We start from the raw sequence: 24345 nt of genomic DNA, 5'->3' as shown, positions 1-24345 counted from the left end.
TTTCGTCAACTCGGTGCGGAAATTCATGGTGCTGGAAATTGTGGTGGAAAGTTCGGTAATCTCGTCCCGGCGTTTTACTTGTATTCGATCAGGCGCGTCTCTCCGGTCGGAGCCTTTCGGCGCATCGATCGCCACCAATATTGCAATTGCCCCTGACAATGCGGGATCTTCCCGAGGGTGATGAAGCTCGCCACCAGTGGCCCGCCGCGCCGACATATCCGCGCCCAGAGCACGGGCCAGAGCAGCCACATCGGCGGCATCGCCCATATGACGTTGCTCGCCACGGCATGGCGCAAGCGGACATTGCCCTCCCCGCGCAAGGCGAACGCCTCGGCCGTTGCATAGCCGCTGCGGCGGTTGCGCTGCCACCATTGGGCGAAGCGCGTCATCGCCGCATCGTGGACTGTCATTTCCGCATCGACCCGACGGATAAGCCAGCCTTGCCTGCGGATCCGGTGGCACAAATCCGGCTCCTCACCGGCGATCAGGTCCTCGCGAAAGCCACCGACGCCGCGAAAGGGCGTAACGCGAAACAGGGCATCGCCGCCGCATGTCTCGCGCAGACCTACCGGCGTGTTCCACTCGTGATCGCAGAGGCGGTTGTAGGGGCTGGCACCCGGTGCCCGCTCGCGCCGACGCCCACAGACGGCGGCGAGCCCCGCGTCTGAGCGGATCGCGGCCAGGGCCCGGTCCAGCCAGCCTCTGACAAGTTCGCAGTCGCCATCGATGAAATGCACCAGTTCCAGTTCGGGATGGCGGCTCGTCAGCCAGGCGAAGCCGGCATTTCTCGCGCGCGCCGCGGTGAAAGGCACGGCGGGATCGAGTTCGACCACCGGCAGCCCGCGCGTTCCGGCCAGCGCCACGCTGTCATCGGTGGAACCGGAGTCGACATAGACCGCCAGCGATGACTGGCGCAGCACGCTGTCTATGGACAGGCCGAGCCGCGCCCCTTCGTTGCGGCCGATGATGACGAAGCCGACGACGCTCATGGATCACGCTCCGTTCGCAGCCAGACCCGCTCGCGCCGCGTGACGAACTGCGCGAGAAGCGGCATCTTCCAGATGACATAGCCAGGTATTCGCAACAGGCTCGCCAGCGGCAGCATCGCGCGTGCATGATACCACCATGCGGCGAGCAATGCCGATCCCAGACAGGCTTCCACGCCCAACAGAACCTGCAGCGGCAGGCCAAAGCCACCCGCAGCCGCCACCAGGATCGTGGCGAGCACCAGCAGAAGCAGAAGCAGCACGGTGGGCGGCACCAGCAGGTCCAGCGCGACCAGCGCCAGCCCCCCGCGCCCGCGGCGCAGCGCGGCCGCAAGCAGCCGGGGCGCATATCGACAGGCCGTCTGCATCATGCCGTGCTCCCAGCGCCGACGCTGGCCCGCAGTCGCCTGACGCGAGCTGGCCGCACTGGTGAAGCGAGCCGTTTCGGCAAAGACGACCCGGCGCCCGGCCAGGAGCAGATCGAGGCCCATGTCGAGATCTTCGACCAGCGAGGATGTCCAGTGCATCCGCTCGAACGTCGCCCGCGGAAACGCCATGCCCGAACCTTGCAGCAGCGTCATGCCCGCCAGACGCTGGAGCCCGGATTGCCGGACGAGGTTCTTCACGAGAAAGGCGAAGCAGGATACCCGCACCATGGCATCTGCGCCCGGCGGCGGCTCCATGAGATAGGCGCCCTGAACGACGGCGCGGCGCGCTTGCGATAGGGAGGCCAGCGACGCCAGAGCGCCGCTTTCGGGAACGCAGTCCGCATCCAGCACGATGACCACGCGCGGTCCCTGGAGCGATGGTGCCGAGGCCAGGTAGTCCCGCCCGAATTCGAGCGCATGGCCTTTTCCGCGCTCCGCCGGATCGGTCCGCTCCACTACGACGGCGCCAAGGCCGCGGGCGATGGTCGCCGTGCCGTCGGTGCAGTTGTCGGCCACCACGACGAGCGCGTCGCAGGCTCGCAACTGAACCATGACAGCCGCGACGACCTGCGCGATCCCCGATGCTTCGTCATGGGCAGGCATGAGCACGACGAAAGGTGGCGCCGCGGCCATGTCCCGCCCGTTCCGACGCGGCAACAGGCCCAGCGCGCATTCGATGGCGAGCATGGCGGCGGGAACCGAGATCCCCAGAGTCACCGCCCAGATGCCCGCCTCGATCATCAGGACGCCGCCGTGGCGGGGTCGATGGGCACCGTTTCGAGCGGCTCACGGTTGCGGCGCTGGAGGATCGGTGGAAGCCAGTCCGATTTGAGATTGTGAAGCCGAACTCTCCAGTCGGCCTTGTCGCCGCTACCGGGGCGCGCCCGAAAATCCGTGGTCCGCTCGATCGCCGGCAGGCTCGCGCCGATCGCTGTATAATAATAAGTGGCGATCGAACGGCGGGAACGGCCCGCGGGACAGGCCAGCGGATCGGGATGGCCGTGGTAAGTGTCGCGGTCGGTGCTGAAGATCACCGCGCGGCCGAACTCCGGCTGAATGCTGCGCTCGGCGCGGGTCATGCCCCGGTCCCAGAGTTCCAGCGCCCCGCCGTAGCCCGGCATCCATTCCTCGTTGAGGTAGATCAGCAGGTTGAGCCGCCGCTCCACTTTCATGCCGCCGTGGTGCGGAAAGTCGGCATGGATCCCCAGATGCCCCCCGCGCCGGGTCTCGTGCAGTCCGGCGCCTGCATGGTAGGGATCGGCGATCAGTCCCCGGATCCCGGTCAAGGCCGAGAGAAACGCCAGGAAAGCCCGCGAATTCAGCTCCGCGAAAAGCATGCGTGTAACCGGCCCGCTGCACTGGTCGGGTCGGAACTGGAACTTCAGGCGCTCCTGGTCCCGGTCGAAGAAGTCGCGCCCCTCGCTGTCCGGGAATTCCTCGCAGACCTTGCGCAGGACTTCCGGCGCCAGAAAATCGTCGAGCATGACATGTGGAAAGGGCTGGTTTCCGCGATATTCGGCCGCCTTCGCCGCACCAGCGGCCTTGCACGCCTCATGGTCGAAGCACTTGTAGCCGCCAAGGTCGGTCATCTCCAGAAACGCCATTGCACCCCTTTCCGCGCCGCCGCGCCCCATCGGAGCCCGCCGATCGAGGATAACCGCGCACACCCGCGCCCGGCAGGCAGGAAACTCCCTTGGAAGTTCTCATGATCGACAGCTTTCGGTCGGCTCCGTAGGCTTTCCAGGAACCCGCAGCGGGAGGTATCTGCGTGCACATCGGGCTATGCTCTCCCCATTGGCCGCCTTCGCTGGGGGCCAATGGCATCGTCAGTTACGTTGCCGCCGTGCGCGACCATTTCATCGCCCGCGGGCACGAGGTATCGGTCATCTCGCAGGAGCGTCTCTACGCGAGCGACGGCAGCGCCGTCCCGCTGGCGGCACGCGGCGCGGGCAGGATCATGGCGTCGATCGGAGAGAAGTTCGCTCGCCTGCGCGAGGATGCGAAAGGGGCCTTGCCCGAAGTCGGCCGGAACGTCGCGCGCCAGATCGCCGCGGCCCACCAGATCCGGCCTTTCGACATCGTCGAGATGGAAGAAAGTTTCGGCTGGTCCGAACGTGCCGGCCGCGCCATCGCCGCGCCGGTCGTGACGCGGCTCCACGGGCCACAGGCCCTGAAGCCCCCGCGCCATCTGACCGATGAGGAACTGCGCGACGAACGCGATCGCTGCGCGGCGGAGGCGCGCGCCGTGCGCAGCGCTCCGGTCGTCACCGCGCCCACGCAGGCCATCATGGCCGGCGCCTGCCGCAGCTACGGACGCGATCCGGCGCAAACTTCGGCAGTGATCGCCAACCCTATCCGCCTGCGCGCCAATACGCCGCGATGGAGCCTGGAGGGGGCCGATCCCGACCATGTGCTGATGGTCGGCCGGTTCGACTTCTGGAAAGGCGCCGATACGATGCTGCTCGGCTTCGAGCACCTGCTCCGTCTTCGCCCCCATGCCCGACTGACGATGGTCGGCCCCGACGAAGGATTGGAGACTAGGCCGGGAGAACGGCTGAGCTTCGAACAATTCGCCGAAGCCCGGCTTTCGCCGGAGGTCCGGGCCCGGATCACCTATCGCGGCCTGCTGAAGCCTGCCGAGATCCTGCCGCTGCGGATGAGCGCGATGGCCACCGTCATCAGTTCGCGCTGGGAGAACTTCCCCTACATCCTGCTGGAAGCGATGGCCGCCGGAAGCCCGCTGGTTTCGACCGATTGGCCAGGTGCCGACGAGATCGTCGTCGACGGCCGGAGCGGCCTGCTCTCGCCGGTGGCCGATCCCGCACCGCTCGCCCTGGCGCTGGACCGTCTTCTGGGAGATCCCCAGCGCGCCGCGGCAATGGGCCAGGCCGCCCGCGATCGCTGCGCAGCGGAGTTTTCGCTCGAAGTCGTGGGGGACAAGCTGCTCGACTGCTATGCCCGGACGATCGCCCCCGCCGGGTGCCGGCCATGAACGAGCATGCCGCCAGCCCGGGCTGGCCATCGTTCGCCGCGCCGCGCGGGCTCTGGAGCCGCCTGCGCGAACTGGCGGCGCGCGACACCAATGTCGTCATAGTTTCGGTCATCCTGAACAATCTGCTGCGCGCCGTTTCCGGCATGGTGCTGACGCGGCTGCTGGTGCCGGAAGTCTTCGGCATTTCGGGCGTCATCGCCTCCGTCCAGTTCACGGTCGCACTGGCCACCGACCTCGGCTTTCAGGCTTTCGTCGTCCGTCAGGAAAACGGCGAGGACAAGCGCTTCCTCGATACGGTCTGGACGGTTTCGCTGATCCGTTCCCTGTTGCTCGCGCTGACGCTGGTCGTGCTGGCGCTGCCCTTGTCCCACGCCTTCGGAAAGCCCGACCTGGCGCCGTTGATCGCCGCCTCGGGGCTGACGTTCGTGATCGAAGGACTGACCTCCACGAGCCTGCTCACCGCCCTGCGCCATCGGCAGATCCTGCGCCTCTCGGCTCTGGAACTGGCGGCGATGGTGGCGCAGATCGCCGCCAGTGCCGCGCTGGCCTGGGCCTGGGGGTCGTATTGGGCGATCCTGGGCGGGCTTTTCGTCAGCGGGCTGCTGAAAGTCCTGTTCAGCTACACGCTTTTCGCCGATTCCCGGCGCCGGCTCCGCCTCGATCCCCAGACGCTCAAGGCGCTCTGGGCCTTCTCCCGCTATGTCACCGGATCGAGCATCATTTTCCTGCTGATCTCGCAATGCGACAAGTTCGTGCTGGCAAAGCTCATGCCGCTGGATCGGTTCGGCTTCTACATCCTGGCCGGTAACCTCGCCTCCGCACCGCTCGGCTTCGCCGCCAATTATGCGAGCCGGGTCCTCTATCCGACATATGCCCAGCTCTGGCGAGACGGCGCGCAGGACCTGCGCCGCCAGTTCTATGAAAAGCGCCGGCTGCCGGCCCTGCTCTATGGCTTCGCCACCGGCGGCATCATCGGCAGCGCGCCGCTGATCGTGGGCGTGCTCTATGACGACCGCTACGCCGACGCGGCGGGCTATCTGCAGATCCTGTGCCTGTCCTCGCTCCTCGCACTGCCGTCCAACGCCGCGAACGAGGCGCTGACAGCCACCGGCCGGATCCGCGCCACCCTGGAAGCGAGCGTGGTCAAGCTGGTGTGGCTGTCCGGCGCTGGATTTGCCGGCTATCTCCTATGGGGACAGCTCGGCCTGGTCCTCGCCGTCGGCCTCATGGAAGCGCCCGCTTTGGTGATGAAATGGGTGCGCCTGCGCTTTGCCGGGCTGCTCGACATGCGCGAGGAGCTTCTGTTCCTGGCGGCGGGACTGGCCGGAACGGGCTGCGGCTTCATCGGCACACGAGTTCTGGCACCCTTCCTGACATAAGGTCCCGCGCCGCATATTCCCTGTTTGGCACTAACGAAAAACCCCGAGAGCGACAGGCTCCCGGGGTTTTCGATTTTGATGTCGTCCGGCAGGGGCCGAAACGATCAGAACGGAATGTCGTCGTCCAGATCGTCGCCGAAGCCGCCGCTGCTGCCGGTCCGGCCCCATTCGCTGCCGCCGGAAGCACCGCCCGAGGACGAGCCGCCGGAAGACGAGCCACCCGTGCTGCCCCATTCGTCACCGCCGCGCGAACCGCCGCCCGAACGCGAACCGCCGCCCGAGGAGCCGCCTTCGCCCCAGCCGCCGCCGCCACGAGCGCCGCCACCACCGGCACCGCCGCTGCCACCCTGGGCACCGTCGAGCATGGTCAGCACGCCGCCGATGCCGCCTACCGACACTTCGGTGGTGTAGCGATCATTGCCGTTCTGGTCCTGCCACTTGCGGGTGCGCAGCTGGCCTTCGATGTAGATCTTGGAACCCTTGCGCAGGAACCGCTCGACCACGCCGACCAGGCCTTCGCTCTGGATCACCACGGAGTGCCACTCGGTACGCTCCTTGCGCTCTCCGGTGGCGCGGTCCTTCCAGTTTTCCGAGGTGGCGATGCGCAGGTTGGCGATGCGCCCGCCGTTCTGGAACGACTTCACTTCGGGATCGGCTCCGAGGTTGCCGATCAGAATGACCTTGTTGACACTGCCTGCCATGATGGAATCGCTTTCTTCTGAATCTCGGCGAACGGGTTAGCGAATGGAGCGGCCCTGCGCGAGTCTGCCGCCCCGGGTTTTCTACAATCCCGCGCCCACCGCGATCCAGTAGGTCACCCCCGCCGCCAGGTAGGCCAGGCCGAAAAGGTATACCAGCATGAACGTCGGCCATTTCCAGCCATTGGTCTCACGCCGGGTCACGGCGATGGTGGACATGCACTGCGGGGCGAAAACGAACCAGGCCAGGAAGGCCAGCGCCATCGGCAGGGTCCAGCGGCCCTTGAGACGGTCGCCCAGTTCGACGGCCTGCTGGTCCTCGTCGTCGCCCGCGTCCACCGCATAGGTCGTCGCCAGCGAGGATACCGCCACTTCGCGCGCAGCCATGGCGGGGATCAGCGCCAGCGCCATGTCGCGGTTGAAGCCGATCGGTTCGACCACCACGGCCAGGCCGTTCGCCAGCTTGCCCGCGATGGAGGCATCGACCTGGCTCTCGCCAGGCTTGGCCTGCGGGAAGTTCAACAGGATCCAGAGCACCACCGTGACCGTGAAGATGATCGTACCGGCGCGGCGCAGGAAGATCCACGCGCGCTGCCACAGGCCGATCGCCATGTCCTTGAGACGGGGCATCTGGTACTTCGGCATTTCCATGATGAAGCCGGAAGCGGCGCCCTTGGTGATCGAGCTGCGCAGCAGCAGCGCGACGACCATGGCCCCGACAATGCCCGCCACATAGAGCGCGAAGAGCACCACGCCCTGGAGGCCGATGCCCCAGCCGAGGTTGGTGTTCGGGATGAAGGCGCCGATGATCACGGCATAGACCGGAAGGCGCGCCGAGCACGTCATGAGCGGGGCGATCAGGATCGTCGTCAGGCGGTCCTTGGGATCCGTGATCGAGCGCGTCGCCATGATCCCGGGAATGGCGCAGGCGAAGCTGGAGAGCAGCGGAATGAAGCTGCGTCCCGAAAGCCCGACATAGGCCATCAGTCGATCCATCAGGAACGCCGCGCGGGCCATGTAGCCGGAGGCTTCCATCGCCAGGATGAAGGCGAAGAGGATGATGATCTGCGGCAGGAAGACGACCACCGAGCCGACGCCGGAAATGACGCCGTCAGTCAGCAGGTCGCGCACCAGGCCGGGCGGCATGGAGGCCTTCACCGTATCGTGAAGCCAGCCTGCGCCCGCGTCCAACCCGTCCATCAGCGGCGCGGCCCAGGCGAACACGGCCTGGAACACCACGAACAGGAACGCGAAGAGAATGAGCGGCCCCAGCCAGGGGTTCAGCAGGACCTGGTCCAGCCGCGCGTGGAGCCGGTGCTGCTTCGATTCCGAGAGGATCGCGGCATTGGCCATCGCATGGGCGGCGACGCGGCGCTCGGTCGGCCCGAGGTCGGTCAGGCCTGGCCCGGCGTGGCGCGTTTCGGCCGAGGCGATCGCCTCGCCCAGTTCGGCGAGCCCGCGGCGGCGCACGGCCACAGTCGGCACCACGCGAACGCCCAGTTCTTCCTGCAACACGGCCGCGTCGAGCACGAGCCCGTCGCGTTCGGCAAGGTCCACCATGTTGAGCGCGACGACGGAAGGCTTGCCCAGCGCCAACAGTTCCTGCGCAAAGACCAGGTGCTGTTCGAGGTTGGAGGCATCGAGCACGATAACCAGAACGTCCGGCTCCGCCTCGCCTGCGAACTTGCCGGCGATGACCTTGGAGGTCACTTCCTCGTCGGGGCTGGTGGCGTCGAGGCCGTAGGCGCCCGGAAGGTCGGTCATCTCCACCGGCTCGCCCGTCGGCAGGACCATGCGGCCGGACTTTCGTTCCACGGTCACGCCGGGATAGTTCGCGATCTTCTGGCGGGCGCCGGTAAGCGCGTTGAACAGCGCGCTCTTGCCCGCATTCGGGTTGCCGACGAGGGCGATCTTGCGCTGGCGGCTCATAACGGCGAAACTTCCATGGCGACGGCGTGGGCACGGCGCACGGCAATCGTCATGCGCCCGATGGTGATGGCGATCGGGTCGCGCCCGCCGGCGACGCCCCGGTGCGCCACGGAAACCGTCGCGCCTTCCTCCAGGCCGAGCGCGCGAAGGCGGCGCGCCTCTTCGGGAACCAGTGCATTCCAATCCACCGCGACGATTCGAGCGCGCTGGTCAATGGGGAGAAGATCCAAAGTCATGCCGCTCCGCTGCCAGATCAGCGCAGCGATTGCAACTTGTTCGCAATAACTAACAAACCCTGATCCGACTGCGGACACCCTCTCCCGATGCCGAAGCGCGCATCATCAGCCCGGCCGGCCGGTCAGCGGGCCGGATAACGCAGCCGCCCGAGCAGGCGCACCAGGCTGATGCGTTCTTCCGGCGCGCGCAGGAACTGGGCCTTCGTCTTCTCGAAGCGAATGATACCCTCGATCCGGCGATCCAGGAAAGCACGGGTTTCCGCCTTGTCGGCGCTCTTGTCCGAAGCGAAGACCCGCAGAGTCGCCGCATAGATCCCGCCCAGGATCGTGCGTTTGGTATAGTGGTTGTAATCGGTCGCGGTGTCGCCCGCGAGCCGCCACATGGCGTCCGCGCTGTTCCACCCCAGACGGAGTGAAGTACGCAGGTTCTGCGGCATCGCCATGATCGTCAGCGCCCGGTTCAAGGCTTCCTCCCGGCCCGCCACGGCATCGAGACGGGCCATGACCAGACGGCGGATACGCTCGCGAATGGAGACGCCCTGCAGCGATGACGCTGGGGTGGAGCGCTCCATCTGCTGGTCGACATGGCTCACCCAGGCCGAGATCATCGCCATCGGGCCTTCGCGGAATGCGAATTCCGCCAGCGCCGCGTCGATGCCGGCCAGACGCGCCGCCTGTCGCACGGCGTCCATCGTCCAACCGTCGAACACGGCGGCATCGGCAATGGCCGGCGCAAGCTGGCGGCGCAGACCTTCGAGTGTTTCTGGCTCTTGCATCATCGCGCTCAGAACGTCGGGCCGTAGACGGCCTTGCCCTTGCCCGAATTCTTCTTGGCATAGTCGTCCAGCAAGGTTGCCAGCGTGCTGCCACGCGCTTCCTGCGCGGCATAGTCGCGCGCGCTGCGGCCGGAATTGTCGGAGCGGCTGGGATCGGCACCGGCTTCGAGCAGCGCCTTCACCATGTCGCTATCCTTGCGGTGCACTGCGAAGATCAGCGGAGTTTCGCCGGCATCGTTCGACGTGCTCGGGTTCGCCTTGTGATCGAGCAGCACCGAAACGCCGTCGCGCCAGCCCAGGCTGACCGCAACCGAAAGCGGGGTCCGGCCACGGTCGTCGGAAGCGTTGACGTTGGCGCCCTTGCCGATGAGGTAGCTCAACCAGGTGATGTCCCGGCGGTTCGTGACGATCAGCAGCGCCGTCTCGCCCGTCGTCACGTCCTTGGCGTTGACGATCTGGCCATTGTCGGCAAGCGCCTGCTCGACTTTCTCGCCTTCCTTTTTCTTCACCGATTCGAGGAACTTGTACCCCTCGGAGAAATCGGCGTGAGCCGGGGAAGCGAACATCAGGCCTGCGGCCAGTGCGGCCAGGAATGCCCTGACAGGACGCGCTCTGAGGATTCCACGCGAGCGCTGGGACACGTTCCCGGACATGGTCTTCGACACCTTCATTACCTCCAGACAGACAAGGGCGCCCTGAAAACCGGCCTTCCCTTCCGGCATCGCACCCTTGCGCCAGAGGCTCTAGCAGAGCATGAAGCGCGGCGCCATGACATACCTGCTGCGCCGTATCGCCCCCCTCGCCCTGGCCCTTTCGCTGGGCCTGTCGCTCGCTGCCTGCCAGCAGTCCGCCACCGAGGCGCCGCCGCTGGAAGGCGCGCAGATCGGCGGGCCCTTCACGCTGACGGACAAGGACGGCAAGACCGTTACCTGGGAGAGCTTCAAGGGCAAATGGCGGATCGTCTACTTCGGCTACACCTTCTGCCCGGATGCCTGCCCGATGGATGTCCAGGCGATGATGCGCGGCTTCTCTCTCTACGAGAAGGCCCATGCCGCGCAGGCCGCCAAAGTGCAGCCGATCTTCGTGACCATCGATCCCGCGCGCGACACGCCCGAAGTCGTGGGCCAGTGGACCGCCGCCTTCGGACCGCGCCTCTATGGCCTCACCGGCAGCCCCGCGCAGATCAAGCAGGCGGCCGACGCTTTTGCGGTCTATTACAAGAAAGGCGAATCGACGCCCGGAGGCTATCTCATGGATCACAGCCGCACGGCATTCCTGATGGACCCGGAGGGCAAGCCGATCGCCATGCTGCCGGTGGACAAGGGACCGGAAGCCGTCTCGGCCGAACTGGCGAAGTGGGTGAAGTGAACGCAGCCAAGCCTTTCTGGGAACGCCCGATCGACACGCTCAACCGCGAGGAGTGGGAAGCCCTCTGCGACGGTTGCGGCCAGTGCTGCCTGCACAAGGTCGAGGATGCCGATACCGGGGAAATCTACCACACGAACGTCGCCTGCAAGCTGCTCAATCTCAAGACGGCGCAGTGCAGCGACTATCCCCGGCGGCACAAGTTCGTGCCGGACTGCCTGAAGCTGACGCCCAAGACGGCGGGCAACCTGGCCTGGTTGCCGCCCAGCTGCGCCTATCGCCTGCGCGCGGACGGTGAGCCCCTGCCGGAATGGCACTATCTCGTCTGCGGCGACCGCGAGGCGGTCCACGCGGCGGGGATCTCCGTTGCGGGCAAGGTCATCAGCGAGACGGTGGCCGGGCCGCTCGAAAACCACATCGTCTGGCCCTATGGCGACGATGAGGACGCTGAGGAATATCTGGAACCCGAAGGCCCCGCGCCCTGGGAGAGCAAATAGCCCGTGCTCGACTGGCTTCGCCGTGACCCTCGCAAGGAGCCGGTGCTCGAAATCGCCGGCCGTCAGGTTCCCGTCGTGATCCGCAGGTTGGCGCAGTCCCGGCGGATGACCATGCGGCTCGCGCCCGACGGCAGCGAAATCCGCATTTCCGTCCCGCAATGGACGCGCACCGAGGACGCCGTGGCCTTCGCCCGCTCCAAACAGTCCTGGCTGGCGATCCAGATCGAGGCCCTGCCCAAGGTGCAGCCGCTGGGCGACGGCGCCCTTCTCGACTTTCGGGGCCACCGCTTCACGATCCGGCACCATGCCGCCCTGCCGCGCCGCCCCGTGCCGGATGACGGATTGCTCTTGGTCGGCGGCCCGGAAGACTCGCTGGCTGCGCGACTGAAGCGCTGGCTCGAAGGCGAAGCGCGCGACGTGCTCGCGCAGGATCTGGCGGAATACTGCGACCGCGCCGCACAAGCGACACCGGCGCTGGCGCTGTCGAGCGCACGGCGGCGCTGGGGCAGCTGCGCGGCGGATGGATCGATTCGCATCAACTGGCGGCTCATCATGGCGCCGGACCCCGTGCGCCGCTCGGTAGTGGCGCACGAAGTGGCACACCTTGTGCACTTCGACCATTCGCCGGCATTCCATGATTTTCTGGGACAAATCTTCGAAGGCAGCGTGCCCTCGGCCAATCGGTGGCTCAAGGAAAATGGCCGCTCGCTCTATGTGCCGTTCGGGTAGCGTTCCGCCCTTTTAGCGACTACATAGCCCGGCATGGCACTGTTCAAGCGTTCTGGTTACTGGAAAGACGTCAGCCCGGTCGGCATGATCGCAGACTTCCGCGCGGTGTGGAAGCAGGCGGGCAGCAACCGCTGGCGCATCGCCGCGGTCTCGGCAGCATGCACGTTCTCGGTTTTCTATCTCATGTCGACCCAGGAAGGGCGCGGCCCGCATCCGCCGCCCAAGGTCGTCTATATCTCGGTGCTTCCGGCCCATCGCACCGAGGAACAGATCCTCGCCTCGAACATCGAGAACCAGAAGCGCAAGGAAGCCTGGGCGGCCGAGCAGGCCCGGCGCGAGAAGGACGTTCGCGAAATCTACAAGACGATCGGTCGCTACTCCGGGATGGACGTGGACAAGATCGCCCGTGAGGCCGACGCCGAGGAAGCCGCGCGCAAGAAGGCCGAGATGGACCGCATCGGCAAGCCCCGCCTGCCCGAAGGACGTACGCTGCCGCAGGTCGATCAGGTTCCGACCCAGCCTGCCCAGTGAAAACTGCTGACAAGGTGAAAGCTGCCGCCGGTCACGACGCGCGCTGGCTGGCCGCGGCCGCCGCGATTGCTGCACGCGCACGGCCTTCCAGCAGGCCAAACCCCAGCGTCGGCGCGATCCTCGTGAAGGACGGCAAGGTCATCGCCCGTGGCTGGACCCAGCCCGGCGGTCGCCCGCACGCCGAGGCGATGTGTCTTGCGCTCGCGGGCAAAGCTGCGCGAGGCGGCACGCTCTACGTCACATTGGAGCCTTGCGCCCACCAGTCGGCGCGCGGCCCCGCCTGCGCCGATCTCGTCTGCGCGGCCGGACTGGCCCGCGTGGTCATCGGCTGCATGGACCCCGACCCCCGCACCTCCGGCGCCGGCCTTGCGCGCCTGATCGCGGCCGGGATCGAAGCGATTTATCTGCCTTCAATGGCCTGCCAGCAGAGCCTTTCCGGCTACCTGATCTCCAAGCGCCTCGCCCGTCCCGAAGTGACGCTCAAACTGGCGCTGTCGCTCGACGGCTGCATCGCCCTTGCCAGCGGCGAGAGCCAGTGGATCACCGGAGCCGAGGCCCGTGCCCATACCCATGCCATGCGGGCCAGGGCCGATGCCATCCTCGTTGGCGGCGGAACGCTGCGCGCCGACCGCCCTCGCCTCGATGTCCGTCTGCCGGGGCTCGAAGCGCGCAGCCCGGAGCGCTGGGTGCTGACAAGCGGCAGCGTTCCCGAAGGCTGGAAGGCGCTGGCAAGGCCCGAGGACGTGACCGGCATGGCGGGCATTCAGCACCTCTTCGTCGAGGGCGGCGCCGGCGCTGCGACTGCCTTCCTGCGCGCCGGCCTGGTCGATCGACTGCTGATCTATCGCGCACCGATCCTCATCGGAGGACGTCCCGCTCTTTCCGACTTCGGGCTTGCAAGCCTTTCCGAAGCCCACGGCCGCTGGCGCCTGGCCGAACGGCGGCGGCTTGGCAGCGACACGCTGGAAGTCTACGAAACCGCACATTCATCAGAGCACCCGCTCGAAAGGTAGCCATGTTCACCGGAATTGTCACCGCCATCGGCCAGATCCGCGAAGCCCGCCAGACGGGCGATTTGCGCGCGGTCATCACTTGCCCCTTCGATCCGGCCGGCATCGCCATGGGCGCTTCGATCTCGTGCTCGGGCGTGTGCCTGACCGTGGTGGACAAGGGCGGCGTGGCCGGCGACGCCTGGTTCGCAGTGGACATCTCGGCGGAATCGGTTTCCCGCACCGTGCCGGGCCGCTGGACCCAGGGCACCAGCCTCAATCTCGAACCTGCCCTCAAGCTGGGTGACGAACTGGGCGGGCACATCGTGACAGGCCATGTCGACGGCGTCGGCACCATCGTCAGCGTGACGCCGGAAGGCGATTCGAAGCGCTTCGTGATCGCCGCCCCGAAGGAACTGGCGCCCTATCTCGCCCCCAAGGGATCGATCACCGTCGACGGCGTATCGCTGACGGTGAACGACGTGACCGACCAGGCGGACGGTAGCTGCCATTTTACGCTCAACATCATTCCCCACACCTCCGAAGTGACCACGATCGGCACGTTTAAGGCAGGAGACAGCGTGAACCTGGAGATCGACGTGCTTGCCCGCTACCTGCAGCGGATGCAGTCGCTGCGGAACTGAGGGAAATCAAAGCCGCGGAAGGGTCGCTCGGAGACCCTTTCAAGGCCTCCAGCCAGAAATCCTCAATCCGCAAAAGGCCCATGAGCAAAGCTCTCGCGGGTGATTTCGAAAAGCACATGCGGAACGATCACGCCGCATAGTTCGCGTTCGAAAGCGCGATCCGTCAGAACGCCGCCGATATGGCCCATGGCCTTGCGTGAGATCACGTTGTTTGCGCCGACCATGAAGGTCACCCGCGCGAAATGGACAAGCGCATGGGCAAGCATCAGGCGCTTCATCTCGGCATTGCAGCCGCGGCCCCAATACGCGCGCGCCAGGAAAGTCCAACCGATCTCGATCTCGTCGCCATCAGGCTGGCCGTAACGGCTGGAGCCGATCAGCGCCCCGCTTTGCCTGTCGACAACCGCGAGAGCCCCGCCGCTGGCCATTGCCTCGGCAAAGAAGCGCCGGAACACCGGCTCCTGCCAGCGATCGTGAGCGGGATGGCCCGCCCAGATCTCGCGATCGGAAGCCACGGCAAACAGCGCGTCCCAATCGTCGGCACGAAGCGGACGAAGGACCAGCCGGTCCCCTTCAAGGACCGGCTGGCGATCCATTCAGGCCGTCACGTCCGCCACTGCGGCGATGAACTTGTCGATGTTGCCCATCGTCAGGCCCGCCACGTTGATACGGCCCGAACCGGCCATGTAGATCCCGTGCTTCTCGCGCATTTCAAGGACCTGGTCCTTGCTGAGCGGCACGATCGAGAACAGGCCGTTCTGGCCGCCCATCGGCGTCAGGTCCACCGCACCGGCAGTTCCGGAAGCGGCAAGCTTGGCGCGAACCTGGCGCATGCGGTCGCGCATCTCGTCGAGTTCCGCGAGCCACTGCGCGGTCAGCGCTTCATCCTCAAGGATCAGGCGAACCGCGGCACCGCCGTGATCTGGCGGCTGCGACCAGTTGGCGCGCGCCAGGTTGTGGCCGTTCGACATGACCTTGGCGAGGTCGGCCGGATCGGAGACCATCGCATAGAGAGCGCCGACGCGGTCGCGATAGAGGCCGAAGTTCTTGTCGCACGAATAGCAGATCAGGGCTTCCGGCATGGCCACGAGCACGCGGCGCAGGCCATAGGCGTCTTCTTCCATGCCCATTCCCAGGCCCTGGTAGGCAAGGTCGAGGATCGGCAGGATCTTGGCATCGGCGATGCGCTGGGCAATCTCGTCCCACTGCTCGTTCGTGTAGTCGATACCGGTGGGGTTGTGGCAGCAGCCGTGCAGCAGGATGGCATCGCCTTCCTGGGCACCGGTGATCGCGGCGCGCACGGCGTCCATGTCGGGGTGGCCCGAGGGCAGTGCGTGGTTGAATTCAACGACGCCCAGGTCGAGGTCGGCGCAGATCTGCGCATGGTTCGGCCAGCTCGGCGTGCCGACGATGATCCGCTGATAACCCGCGCGCTTCACCATCGCGAGTGCGAGGCGCAGCGAACCGGTGCCGCCGGGGGTCTGCATGCCTTCGATGCGGCCGCCCATGTCGGGGCTGTCCTTGCCGAAGACATAGGGCATGAGCGCTTCGACGAAGCCCATGTCGCCCTCAGGACCGAGATAGGCTTTCGAGTCCTGCTCGGCGACGAGTTTCGCCTCGGCCGCCTTGATCGAGCGGAACACCGGGGTATCCCCCTCGCCCGTGCGGTAGACGCCGACGCCGAGGTCGATCTTGTCTGCGCGCGGATCCGCGTTGTGGAGCTTGATGAGCGCGAGAAGCGCATCGGCGGGCTGTTGCTGAAGGTTCGTAAGCATGGCGCGCGGGGCATTAGACCGAGCAGGGACAGCGCGCAATGCCGGATCGACCGACAATTGCCGAGAACTGCAAATTTATCGCGCCCGGCGATGCCGGATGCCCGTCAGGGCGAAATTTTGTTTGAATGGAACGAAAGATGCAAAGCCGTGCAGCGCCGACCGGGAGCCGACGCTGCATGGATCCAAAACCGGGGAGCTGGACGCGCCTTAGAAGGGCATCCAGCTCTGCTTGTGGGTGAACTTCATGTAACCGATGTTGGCCCCGAGACGCAGGCCCGCACCGGCGCGAACCGGAATAAGCACGACGTTGCCGCGGCGCAGATAGCTGATGTTGAAGCCGCCCACGAGATAGGCCTGCCCCTCGCCCGCACCGAATCGGTGGTAGAGGTCTTCGGTGTCGTAGAGGTTGTAGACCAGCACGAAGGCTTTGCCCGCGTTGGCACCGGCATCGAAGCCGATCGAAGGGCCAGTCCAGTAGACCGGCTGCTCGCCCTCCACCTTGTGATAGAGGGTGCCCGAACCATAGCGCAGGCCCACGGCGATCGCGCCGCCGCCTTCACGGCCGATGATGTAGCCGTTCGGCTCGCCCTGCTTCTTGAGCAGATCCTCTATCACGCCGGCGAGCCCCTTGGCACCCTTGCCGAAGACGCCCTCGGCGGCGCCGATCAGGTCGTCCTGGCGATAGGTCGTCGATCCGTCGGCAGGCGGCGTGGTCTGCGAACGCGTAGTCTGCGAGGGGCTGGGCGCGGGCTGGTAGGTCGAACCGTTAGCTGACGAATCGACCGGCGTTCCGTTGCCCGGATAAGGCGAAGGCGCGTCCACCGGCGGCGCTTCGGCCGGGGGCGCATACGTGTTTCCTGAGGCGTTTCCGCCGTTGAGATCGCTGTCGATCGCCGCGTCGGGATCGACCGTGGTCACTTGTGCCGTGGCGGACCCTATCGGAGCGAGCAGGACCAGCATGGCCGCAACGGCGCCGCCGACCCTCCGAGACAGGCGAACCGTCGCCCCCCTGGCGGCGATTTGCGTGGTGAATGACATCTGGTGGCCCTCCAATGGCGATCCCGAATTCCATACGACAGGTACGCTCCCGAGCGCACACTGCGACATGCCACTAAAGAATCCAGAGCGCATGACCCCGCAATGAACGGTCGACAGGACGACTCGGTTTTGCGGCAGATCGAATCCCCGCGAAACCCCATGCCTCGACAAACATTTCCACAGGCGTAAAAAACTACGCCAAGACCCTCTTGCCGACACAAACACCCCTCGTTATACGGCGCCTCCTAGGCCGCTACGGAGACGTGGGTGAGTGGCTGAAACCAGCGGTTTGCTAAACCGTCGTACCCTTAAGGGGGTACCGAGGGTTCGAATCCCTCCGTCTCCGCCACGGCGGCGCAGTTTTCTGCGCTTCGTGGGCCTAGGTTTCAGCCCAAACCATTGATGATTCCCTTGAGAATATCCCCGCTACAGGGGAACACGCTGGGACTTGTCAGGACATTCGGTTGACGAATCTGCGAGCCAAGGCAGTGGCTAGCTACTCACAGAAATTCAATTATCCCGATTCCAGATGACGCCACGAAAATATGGTCCTGTCGGTTCGCTCGCATCTGTGAGGACCACAACCTAGTTGCTTGCAGCGGCTTGCGCCTTCGCCGGGCCGCACGATGATTGTCGCCCTCGCGACTGGCTTCCGACACCTGGCGGCGCCTTCTCGCTCTCCATCCGTGCCTACTGGGGCAAGGATGCCATTCTTGACGGCAGTTGGGAGCCTTCCGAAGATCCTGAAGTCCGCCTGACTTCGGGGGAGCTTACCGCAACGGCGATTGTTGCGGGACGAAATCGGCTGTCGGAAGCTGAAGATTGCATCGTTCCGAGGTATGCAAATAGACTCCCTTCCTGTCGGCCTCTCACCATCCCAGCGTGCTTCCGTCTAACCCGACCGTTCAGCGGCGTCTTAGATATGCCTTGAGCTCCTCGGGGAAGTTGGTCTGTATCGCAGTGACGCCGGCGTCGAGCAATTCACCCCATACTTTGTCCGGCAAGGCCAGGGCGTCACCTTCCTCGCGGCCGGCCATGAACGTCGGGCCAAGCGCGTTGACCCAGATGCCTGCCTTGCCGCCAACCGAGCGCACCTGCGCGAGGTAGGTGTCGGAGCAGAATACGGCCTCATAGATATCTGCCTTCACGCCTGCATAACGGGCCTTGTCAGCGGCGGCATCCGCGGCCCCTCGGCATTGCCCGTGATCGTGCTCGTCGAACTTGGGCATCGTTGCTGCTGGCGGGATGCCCAGTGCAGCGTAGAGCGCCGGGCCATAGGTCCCGTTCATCGACCAGAGCACGCTATCCTCCATGCCGTAGCGCCTGACCAGCGCCGCGGCCTCGGCATGAACCGGCTCCTTGATATCGAGGAACAGAAGCGTTCGGCCTTTGGCGGCCTTCAGAACCTGTTCGAACGAAGGGACGTGCTGGTCGGTCAATGGCGCGTCCGGCCCGCCCATGCCTTCACGCAGGCGCGCGGCAAGCACGTCTGCCGCAGGGGTGTTACGCAACAGGCCTTTGAGGTTGGTGGTGCGGTCCAGCGTGGCATCGTGCATCACGACCAGTTCGCCGTCCGCGGTCTCGCGCAGATCCACTTCCAGCATGTCGGCCCCGTGATCGATGCAGTAAAGCATACCCGCCAGCGAGTTCTCCGCGGGCATGCGCCAGCAACCCCGGTGCGCGACCACGAGCGGGCGGGGATCGGCGAGGCGCTGCGCCAGTGAGAGATGGTGGGGTGCCTTGGCCGCGGCGGGCGCCGCCATACCGATGGCGAGCATGATAAGCGCAGGCGCAAGGGTTTGAGCCCCTTTTCTGAAGGGAAAAAACACGGTTTGGAGAATCCTTCGATGGACCTCCTGCCCATCGATCGGCGGGCAAGAGGTCACAGGTTTTCAGTCAGGGATCAGAAGCGCGGGGTGAAGCGGATGCCCGCCCACACTGTCATCGGCACGGTATAGGCATTGCGCAACAAGTCCTTGCCCGGCCCCGTGCTCGAGACGATACGGTTCTTTGTGACGTTCGATGCCTGCACGTAGATGCTGGCGCCGTCGGCGAAGCTGTAGCTGCCTGTCAGGTCGAACTGACTGCGCGGCGCCCAATACAGGTCTTGCCAGTAGACATCGCTCTGGATCGCGCGGAGTGAGCGGCCCTGCCGGTTCCATGCTGCGCGCAGTTCCAACCCATTGGCTGCGTAGAACAGGCTGACATTCTGCGTGTCGTCAGGCTGGTTGACGAGATTGTTCAGGCTGCGGCTTTGCCCGTCGCCAAAGGGAACGTTGAGCTTGCCGTCGTAGAAGGCCGCGTTGGCGCTGATGCCTAAGTCCCTGACGATGGGATGGATGAAGCCCAGCGAATTGACGATCGCGTTCAGTTCCACGCCCTTGATGCGCGCTTTCGAGGCATTGATCGGCTGACTGACGCGGGCGTTGGCGTAATTGACACCCTGATAGATGTATCCGACCGTGGTCGAAGTGAAGATCTCGTCCTTGATGTCCTTGTAGAACGCCGCGACCGATACGATGCCGCCATACTCGCGCGAGGGCACCCATTCGACCGAGATGTCGTAATTGGTGGACAGGCGCGGCTTGAGGTTCGGGTTGCCGACCGTCACGTTCACACCTTCGGCATTCGGATTGCCCTCGTCCGAGGTGTCGACGAACGTTATCGAACTGCGCGAGGCAAGCGTGTCGTAGCTGGGGCGGCCGATGGTCTGACTGAAACCGCCGCGCACGTCGAGCGAAGGCGCAGCGTGCCAGGTGCCGACAAAGGATGGCAGCACGAAATCGTATTTCGAGCTTGCCGGCGTATCCTGAAATACGCCGGAGACGCGGACTTTGCTGGTCGTGGTCTGTTTCGTATTGTCATAATGAAGGCCGCCCTGGAGCGAAACCGCATCGCTGCGGAAGCTGGCCAGCATGTAGCCGCCCAGGGTGCGTTCCCAGTGCGTGAAGTCGTCCTGCATGTTGAACGTGGACTGGTTCGTCTCGTTGAACGCCGAGGAAGGCTGTGCGGCGAGCTGGGCCAGCGCCCTATTCTTGTCGATGGAAATGAGGCGCAAGCCCTCGGTAAAGCTCATCAAGTTGCCGAACCGGCCGACACCTTCCGACAGGAGCAGCGATCCTGCCGTGGTATTGGGATGGAATTCCGTGCGCTCCACACCATAATCCGCGCTGTCATCGACATAGGAAAGCCCGGCTGCAAAGCCGAACCCCCGATCGCTGCGATCGCGGTTGAAGGCATAGTCGGCACGGATGTTGTACAGTTCATCCCGGGCGGTTCGCTGCACCGAAGGCCGGTAGTACAGCAGCGAGTAGTTGCTGAGATCGTTATACTCGCCAACCGGCAGGATGTAACGGAAATCGAAATCGGAGGTATCGTAGCCGAATGCGAATTCGCTGATGTTGGCTTGCGACGTGCCCGATGTGCCCGAAACCTTGCGGGTCACGCCGCTGGCATATTTGACCATCATCGAGTCTTCATCATAGGTCGCCCTGGACGCACTCCCGCGCAGGCTCAACACGTGACGTTCCGCCGGTCGCCAGGTCACACCGGCCTGCGCTATGCGGGTCGTCTGGTCGATATAGTCGTCCATGTAGCCGATGCGCACGCCGCCCATGGCGTAGCGGCCGGTCGTCGGGGTCTGATCCAGCACCTTCGACTGCGAATTGGGCGCTAGCGAGAGTTCGACTTCGTTGCGCTCATAGTGAGTCTTGAACTTGTAGTAGCCTCCCATCACGAAGGCTTCGAAATCGTCGCCCGGCTTGAATTCCAGCTTGCCGGTCATGCCCCAGCGAGTGCGGGTGGTGGGGCTGACCCAATAGCGGTCCTGGCTCGGCACGGCGATGCCGTTGCCCAGCGTGCCATTGGTGACGCGGGTGCCGTTGTCGTCGTAGAAGTTGTAGAAGCCGGTATCGAATGTCGCGTGCTGCTCAGTATAGCTGGAAATCGTCTCGTAATTGCCGGACAGTACCAAACCGAACTCCCGGTTGGCGCCGAAGGTGGTGCTGCCGGTAGCGTTGAGGCGATAGCCCGGGCTGTCCTGTTCGGTTGGCTGCCCGCGATCGCTGGCCAGTCCAAGCGCGCCTTCCATCGTGAAGAACGGCTTTCCACCGTCCTCGAAAGCGCTGCGCGTCACGATGTTGATAGCGCCGCCGACCGCATTGGGATCGAGATCCGGCGTGAACGTCTTCACCACCTGCAACTGCGAAATCATCGAGGTAGGCAGGATGTCGAGCCGCACGCCGCGCGCGATATTACCGACCACGCCGTTGGGCGTACCCGGGGAGGCAATGGCAAGCCCATCGAGCGTGACGTTGTTGTAGGCCGCACTCAGGCCGCGAATGGCGGGGCTGATTGCTTCGTCCTGTGTGTGTTCGTTATCGTTGGTGGGGAACACCGCCATGCCCGGAATGCGCTTCAGCGCCTCTACCACGGTGTTGTCGGGCAGCGCGCGCACGTCGTCGGCGCTGACGGCATCCATGATGTTCACCGCATCGCGCTTGGTGTCGATCGCGGACTGGTTGGCGGAGCGAATGCCGGTGACGAGAATGGACGGCGCCTCGGCGTCTTCCTCGGCGTGGGCGGTGGTGCAGGATAGCACGATGGCTATGGTGCTGGCGGTCAGGAAGAAGGTTTTCATGTTTGGTCCCCGCTGTTTGGCAATATGCAGGGCCGCCCTTTCCCTGCGCAGCGTGACGCTTTTATTTATTTAAAATGAAATTAATCGCGGCAGCCCCCATGCCGTCTGTTCCTCGCCGTCTATTCCTCGCCCTCTATTCCTCGAACGTCATGACATGATGGAGAGGCAGCAGCGCCGCGCCGATGGGAATGGCCCAGCTACCAAGACGCGTGACATGGATCGGCCGTGCCGGGCGCGGCGAAGGCCATGGCGCAAGACGCGCGCGCTCGCCGATCTGCTGGAGAATGGGAAGCGGAATGGAGCCGGTGATCAGCAACGCACCGGGATCGTTCCAGGCGGCGCCGCTATAAGCCAACATCATCAGCTGGCCGGTGGCACGCTCTACCCAGCGCGCTATGACGTCTGCATGAAGATCAAGGCAATCCGCGACCTCGTGCAGCGAACCGAGGGTGCCGCCCGCTTCGTTGATGGTCCGCACCAGGTCGATGCCGGAAGGGCGCGGCAGATCGAGGTCCGGGTACAACTGGCCGACGTCTCCGGCATTGCCGTATTCCCCGCTCATGATGTCACTGCGGGACACGATACTGCCGCCCACGCCATGGCCCACGAAGAGAGAGAGTGCAGAGGCGTAGCTTCGCGCCAGCTCCTGATCGTGGAAGTCCGCAAGACCCGCCAGCGTACTCTCGTTCTCGGTCCAGACCGGCAGACCGAGGCAATCCTCGAAAAAGTCGGGCAGGTCGATCTCTCGCCAGCCTTCCAGCCATTGCGTGGTCCAGCGGCGCGGTGATCCCGGGTGCGGCACGAAGCCGGGGACCGCTACGCCCAGCCCCAGAAAACGCGAGCGGATCAGCCGGGTTTCGCCCGCATGCTGCTTGAGCAGTTCGCCCACCCGTTCGATGAAGGCGCGCGGGTCGGGGCTGGAAAAAGGCTCGGCATGGCGCACGAAGACGTCTCCGGCAAAGTCCATCAGCACCAGTTCGAGCCAGCCCGGATGGGCCATGGCGCCTGCCGCGTAGCCGACCCGCCCGCTGAGTGCGAGCGGCACCAGCGGGCGGCCGCGCTGGGTGGTCTGGCTCTCGGTTTCGTCCAGGCAGCCCAGGTTTATGAGTTCGCGGGCCAGTCGGGTGATCGCGGCATTATGCATGTCGAGATCGTCGGCAAGCCGCGAACGGGGCATTGGGCCATGCCTGCGGATATGCCACAGGATGCGTTTCTGGTCGCTGGAGAGCGAGACGGGAGACTTGCGGGCGTTCAGCATAGTAATGTGGCGCTGCAGACCATGCCGCCCGAGGTCAGGTCAAGATACATGCGCGTTGCCCATGCGAATGGCGCAGTGCGCCCCACGTCCCCACCGCGCCCAAAAGCAGGATCGCTCCCATGGCCCATGCGGCCATGGGCATTCCCTGACGATAGGGCTCGATCAGCAGGCCGAAGATCAGAGTGGACAGGGCGATGGCCAGCTTGAGGCTGGTGGTAAGCAAGGCGAAGGCGGGCGCATCGATCTGCCCACCAGTACGGATGCGATGATCGTGCGCGATGGTGCCGACCCTTTCCCAGATCAGGTTCGCCATTCCGGATGTTGCGGTGCCGTAGATCATCGCCAGCACCAGCAGCGCGGCTCCTGCAAATGGCAGGGCAAGCGCAATGCCCGAGATCGCCGCCACAGCGCCGAGTGATCCGACGATCATGCTCTTGTCGACCGACGCCGCCAACCGTTGCTCAAGGAAGGGGCCGATGATCGTGCCTGTCACCATGCTGATGACCAGCGAACCGGCAAGACCCGAACCAGCGGCCGGATCGCCGTGAAGTGCCAGAAAGCGGGACGCTGCACCCAGCATGCCGTAATGGAAGAACGTCGCGATGATCGGCGGCATCAATCGCCGATAAGGCAGGGCCCGCCAGCTTGCCGTCTCCATCGACATCCGGGCAGGCACTGGGCCTCTCGCCAGTCGCGCCAGGCCGAAGCCGCTGGCTGCGATAGGCAGGATCGTGATCGCCAGCAATTTCATGTCGGCCAGAGCATCGGAAGGCGAGAGCAGCGCGGCAAAGATAAGCAACGAGGCGATCAGCCTGCCGACAGAGGCCATGACGGTCTTGTTGGTGGTATAGCGCGCCACGTCGCTTCCGTCCGCCGGTAGCAGTGAGATCAAGGCGTTCTGGCTGACATCGTAAGCGGCGTAGGCGAACCGGAACAGTACCGAGGTCACGCAGATATAGACAATCGCGGCAACGGTGCCTTCCGGCTTGGGACCGAACAGGAGCAGCGCCAGCAGCGCGGCCAGAAGACCGAACCACGCCTGCGCTTTCAATGCCGCTCGCTGCGGATCGCGCCTGCCGGCCAGCCACTGCGCGATAAACATATCGGGAAACGCACTGATCAGCACAGTCGCGAATAGGATTGCCCCTGCCATTTTTCCGGAAAGGCCGGTCCGCTCGATGAAGTGATAGCCGATCAGCAAGTCCACCGTGGACCACAAGATGGAACGCGCGCATTGGCCAAGCCCGAAGAGCGCAAAACTGCGACCTTCCGCACTGCTGCTTCGGGCAAATTTCATGAAATCGCTTCTGCTCGATCCTGCTATTCAAAGCAGCGCCATGGACCGCAATTCTTCCAGATTTATGAAGGCGCTGCCGCATACGCAGCTTAGCATGGCACACGAAGAAATATCCCGGCGGATCGAGATGCAATGTATCACCCTCCATTGCTCTCATTT

23 protein-coding genes and 1 tRNA gene are annotated in these 24345 nt (G+C 64.9%); 9 read left to right on the top strand and 15 right to left on the bottom strand.

Translation table 11 applies throughout. The features are described 5' to 3' along the window. Positions 1-74: 74 nt before the first annotated feature. From EDF58_RS11660 to EDF58_RS11650, 3 genes are read right to left on the bottom strand one after another with little or no spacing between them, the layout of a single operon-like run. Positions 75-989 (bottom strand): glycosyltransferase family 2 protein, encoded by a 915-nt coding sequence (locus tag EDF58_RS11660; RefSeq protein ID WP_132265609.1) that lies wholly within the window; start codon positions 987-989, stop codon positions 75-77. Next, a complete protein-coding gene (locus tag EDF58_RS11655) occupies positions 986-2155 on the bottom strand; it encodes a glycosyltransferase family 2 protein (protein WP_132265607.1) in 1170 nt (389 codons plus the stop codon). The genes EDF58_RS11660 and EDF58_RS11655 overlap by 4 nt, the downstream gene beginning before the upstream one ends. Beyond that, the gene (locus tag EDF58_RS11650; RefSeq protein ID WP_132265605.1) at positions 2155-3018 is read right to left on the bottom strand and encodes a 2OG-Fe(II) oxygenase; all 864 of its coding nucleotides are present in this window, start codon (positions 3016-3018) and stop codon (positions 2155-2157) included. Before EDF58_RS11650 ends, EDF58_RS11655 begins: the two co-directional genes overlap by 1 nt. Before the next feature lie 164 nt (positions 3019-3182). On the opposite strand from EDF58_RS11650, the gene EDF58_RS11645 reads away from it, so the two are divergent. Together EDF58_RS11645 and EDF58_RS11640 are read left to right on the top strand one after the other, a co-directional pair. Next, on the top strand, positions 3183-4406 hold the full coding sequence (locus tag EDF58_RS11645) for a glycosyltransferase family 4 protein (protein ID WP_132265604.1): 1224 nt from the start codon (positions 3183-3185) through the stop codon (positions 4404-4406). After that, positions 4403-5785 carry an oligosaccharide flippase family protein gene (locus EDF58_RS11640; RefSeq protein ID WP_132265602.1) on the top strand — a complete coding sequence of 461 codons (1383 nt, stop codon included), beginning with the start codon at positions 4403-4405 and terminating at the stop codon, positions 5783-5785. The genes EDF58_RS11645 and EDF58_RS11640 overlap by 4 nt, the downstream gene beginning before the upstream one ends. Before the next feature lie 104 nt (positions 5786-5889). On the opposite strand, the gene ssb is transcribed toward EDF58_RS11640, so the two are convergent. The 5 genes from ssb to EDF58_RS11615 all read right to left on the bottom strand — a co-directional run bounded on the left by ssb (position 5890) and on the right by EDF58_RS11615 (position 9990). Beyond that, the gene (gene ssb, locus EDF58_RS11635) at positions 5890-6486 is read right to left on the bottom strand and encodes a single-stranded DNA-binding protein (protein WP_132265600.1); all 597 of its coding nucleotides are present in this window, start codon (positions 6484-6486) and stop codon (positions 5890-5892) included. An 81-nt stretch (positions 6487-6567) separates the two neighbouring features. Continuing rightward, entirely contained in the window at positions 6568-8412 is a 1845-nt protein-coding gene (locus EDF58_RS11630; protein ID WP_132265598.1) for a ferrous iron transporter B, read from the bottom strand. Beyond that, complete coding sequence (locus EDF58_RS11625) at positions 8409-8648, bottom strand: FeoA family protein (protein ID WP_132265596.1); 240 nt, start codon at positions 8646-8648, stop codon at positions 8409-8411. Before EDF58_RS11625 ends, EDF58_RS11630 begins: the two co-directional genes overlap by 4 nt. 122 nt (positions 8649-8770) lie before the next feature. Continuing rightward, positions 8771-9424, bottom strand: a complete 654-nt coding sequence (locus EDF58_RS11620) for a COQ9 family protein (RefSeq protein WP_132266196.1) — start codon at positions 9422-9424, stop codon at positions 8771-8773. Between the two features lie 8 nt (positions 9425-9432). Beyond that, a complete protein-coding gene (locus tag EDF58_RS11615) occupies positions 9433-9990 on the bottom strand; it encodes an ankyrin repeat domain-containing protein (protein ID WP_243654202.1) in 558 nt (185 codons plus the stop codon). Positions 9991-10192: 202 nt separating this feature from the next. Between EDF58_RS11615 and EDF58_RS11610 the strand changes: the two genes are divergently transcribed. From EDF58_RS11610 to EDF58_RS11585, 6 genes are read left to right on the top strand one after another with little or no spacing between them, the layout of a single operon-like run. Beyond that, positions 10193-10792 (top strand): SCO family protein, encoded by a 600-nt coding sequence (locus EDF58_RS11610; RefSeq protein ID WP_243654201.1) that lies wholly within the window; start codon positions 10193-10195, stop codon positions 10790-10792. Beyond that, positions 10789-11286: a YcgN family cysteine cluster protein gene (locus EDF58_RS11605; protein ID WP_132265593.1), complete on the top strand. Its 498-nt coding sequence runs from the start codon at positions 10789-10791 to the stop codon at positions 11284-11286. The genes EDF58_RS11610 and EDF58_RS11605 overlap by 4 nt, the downstream gene beginning before the upstream one ends. Positions 11287-11289: 3 nt before the next feature. After that, positions 11290-12015 (top strand): SprT family zinc-dependent metalloprotease, encoded by a 726-nt coding sequence (locus EDF58_RS11600; protein ID WP_132265591.1) that lies wholly within the window; start codon positions 11290-11292, stop codon positions 12013-12015. A gap of 33 nt (positions 12016-12048) precedes the next feature. Continuing rightward, the gene (locus EDF58_RS11595; protein WP_132265589.1) at positions 12049-12546 is read left to right on the top strand and encodes a hypothetical protein; all 498 of its coding nucleotides are present in this window, start codon (positions 12049-12051) and stop codon (positions 12544-12546) included. Beyond that, on the top strand, positions 12543-13559 hold the full coding sequence (gene ribD / locus EDF58_RS11590; RefSeq protein WP_243654200.1) for a bifunctional diaminohydroxyphosphoribosylaminopyrimidine deaminase/5-amino-6-(5-phosphoribosylamino)uracil reductase RibD: 1017 nt from the start codon (positions 12543-12545) through the stop codon (positions 13557-13559). The genes EDF58_RS11595 and ribD overlap by 4 nt, the downstream gene beginning before the upstream one ends. A gap of 2 nt (positions 13560-13561) precedes the next feature. Further along, positions 13562-14179, top strand: coding sequence for a riboflavin synthase (locus EDF58_RS11585; RefSeq protein WP_132265587.1), 618 nt, complete (start codon positions 13562-13564; stop codon positions 14177-14179). Positions 14180-14241: 62 nt separating this feature from the next. Here the strand turns inward: EDF58_RS11585 and EDF58_RS11580 are convergent, their stop codons facing one another. From EDF58_RS11580 to EDF58_RS11570, 3 genes are all read right to left on the bottom strand, one after another. Beyond that, positions 14242-14775 carry a GNAT family N-acetyltransferase gene (locus EDF58_RS11580; RefSeq protein ID WP_132265586.1) on the bottom strand — a complete coding sequence of 178 codons (534 nt, stop codon included), beginning with the start codon at positions 14773-14775 and terminating at the stop codon, positions 14242-14244. Further along, a complete protein-coding gene (locus tag EDF58_RS11575) occupies positions 14776-15954 on the bottom strand; it encodes an aromatic amino acid transaminase (protein ID WP_132265584.1) in 1179 nt (392 codons plus the stop codon). 207 nt (positions 15955-16161) lie between these two features. After that, positions 16162-16914: a DUF1134 domain-containing protein gene (locus tag EDF58_RS11570; protein WP_243654239.1), complete on the bottom strand. Its 753-nt coding sequence runs from the start codon at positions 16912-16914 to the stop codon at positions 16162-16164. A gap of 335 nt (positions 16915-17249) precedes the next feature. Between EDF58_RS11570 and EDF58_RS11565 the strand changes: the two genes are divergently transcribed. After that, positions 17250-17341 (top strand) — tRNA-Ser (locus EDF58_RS11565). Positions 17342-17897: 556 nt separating this feature from the next. On the opposite strand, the gene EDF58_RS11555 is transcribed toward EDF58_RS11565, so the two are convergent. The 4 genes from EDF58_RS11555 to EDF58_RS11540 form a co-directional block, all read right to left on the bottom strand. Beyond that, the gene (locus tag EDF58_RS11555) at positions 17898-18770 is read right to left on the bottom strand and encodes a glycerophosphodiester phosphodiesterase family protein (protein ID WP_132265579.1); all 873 of its coding nucleotides are present in this window, start codon (positions 18768-18770) and stop codon (positions 17898-17900) included. A 125-nt stretch (positions 18771-18895) separates the two neighbouring features. After that, entirely contained in the window at positions 18896-21631 is a 2736-nt protein-coding gene (locus EDF58_RS11550; protein WP_207912935.1) for a TonB-dependent receptor, read from the bottom strand. Between the two features lie 133 nt (positions 21632-21764). Further along, positions 21765-22808: an ROK family protein gene (locus EDF58_RS11545; protein WP_207912933.1), complete on the bottom strand. Its 1044-nt coding sequence runs from the start codon at positions 22806-22808 to the stop codon at positions 21765-21767. Between the two features lie 115 nt (positions 22809-22923). Then, positions 22924-24186, bottom strand: coding sequence for an MFS transporter (locus tag EDF58_RS11540; protein ID WP_132265575.1), 1263 nt, complete (start codon positions 24184-24186; stop codon positions 22924-22926). Positions 24187-24345 lie beyond the last annotated feature (159 nt).

The organism is Novosphingobium sp. PhB57 (assembly GCF_004342985.1).
GTDB lineage: Bacteria > Pseudomonadota > Alphaproteobacteria > Sphingomonadales > Sphingomonadaceae > Novosphingobium.
Note: the sequence above shows the minus strand (reverse complement) of the source record. Positions and strands in the feature narration are given on the sequence as shown.

Bases quoted from the DNA above. Each gene is read 5' to 3' on its own strand.
- EDF58_RS11575 (WP_132265584.1), bottom strand. From the start codon at position 15,954: ATGCTTACGAACCTTCAGCAACAGCCCGCCGATGCGCTTCTCGCGCTC.
- EDF58_RS11630 (WP_132265598.1), bottom strand. From the start codon at position 8,412: ATGAGCCGCCAGCGCAAGATCGCCCTCGTCGGCAACCCGAATGCGGGC.
- EDF58_RS11595 (WP_132265589.1), top strand. From the start codon at position 12,049: ATGGCACTGTTCAAGCGTTCTGGTTACTGGAAAGACGTCAGCCCGGTC.
- EDF58_RS11585 (WP_132265587.1), top strand. From the start codon at position 13,562: ATGTTCACCGGAATTGTCACCGCCATCGGCCAGATCCGCGAAGCCCGC.
- EDF58_RS11620 (WP_132266196.1), bottom strand. From the start codon at position 9,424: ATGCAAGAGCCAGAAACACTCGAAGGTCTGCGCCGCCAGCTTGCGCCG.
- EDF58_RS11615 (WP_243654202.1), bottom strand. From the start codon at position 9,990: ATGTTCGCTTCCCCGGCTCACGCCGATTTCTCCGAGGGGTACAAGTTC.
- EDF58_RS11650 (WP_132265605.1), bottom strand. From the start codon at position 3,018: ATGGCGTTTCTGGAGATGACCGACCTTGGCGGCTACAAGTGCTTCGAC.
- EDF58_RS11660 (WP_132265609.1), bottom strand. From the start codon at position 989: ATGAGCGTCGTCGGCTTCGTCATCATCGGCCGCAACGAAGGGGCGCGG.
- EDF58_RS11550 (WP_207912935.1), bottom strand. From the start codon at position 21,631: ATGAAAACCTTCTTCCTGACCGCCAGCACCATAGCCATCGTGCTATCC.
- EDF58_RS11555 (WP_132265579.1), bottom strand. From the start codon at position 18,770: ATGCTCGCCATCGGTATGGCGGCGCCCGCCGCGGCCAAGGCACCCCAC.
- EDF58_RS11625 (WP_132265596.1), bottom strand. From the start codon at position 8,648: ATGACTTTGGATCTTCTCCCCATTGACCAGCGCGCTCGAATCGTCGCG.
- EDF58_RS11570 (WP_243654239.1), bottom strand. From the start codon at position 16,914: ATGCTGGTCCTGCTCGCTCCGATAGGGTCCGCCACGGCACAAGTGACC.
- EDF58_RS11610 (WP_243654201.1), top strand. From the start codon at position 10,193: ATGACATACCTGCTGCGCCGTATCGCCCCCCTCGCCCTGGCCCTTTCG.
- EDF58_RS11580 (WP_132265586.1), bottom strand. From the start codon at position 14,775: ATGGATCGCCAGCCGGTCCTTGAAGGGGACCGGCTGGTCCTTCGTCCG.
- EDF58_RS11655 (WP_132265607.1), bottom strand. From the start codon at position 2,155: ATGATCGAGGCGGGCATCTGGGCGGTGACTCTGGGGATCTCGGTTCCC.
- ssb (WP_132265600.1), bottom strand. From the start codon at position 6,486: ATGGCAGGCAGTGTCAACAAGGTCATTCTGATCGGCAACCTCGGAGCC.
- EDF58_RS11540 (WP_132265575.1), bottom strand. From the start codon at position 24,186: ATGAAATTTGCCCGAAGCAGCAGTGCGGAAGGTCGCAGTTTTGCGCTC.
- EDF58_RS11545 (WP_207912933.1), bottom strand. From the start codon at position 22,808: ATGCCCCGTTCGCGGCTTGCCGACGATCTCGACATGCATAATGCCGCG.
- EDF58_RS11640 (WP_132265602.1), top strand. From the start codon at position 4,403: ATGAACGAGCATGCCGCCAGCCCGGGCTGGCCATCGTTCGCCGCGCCG.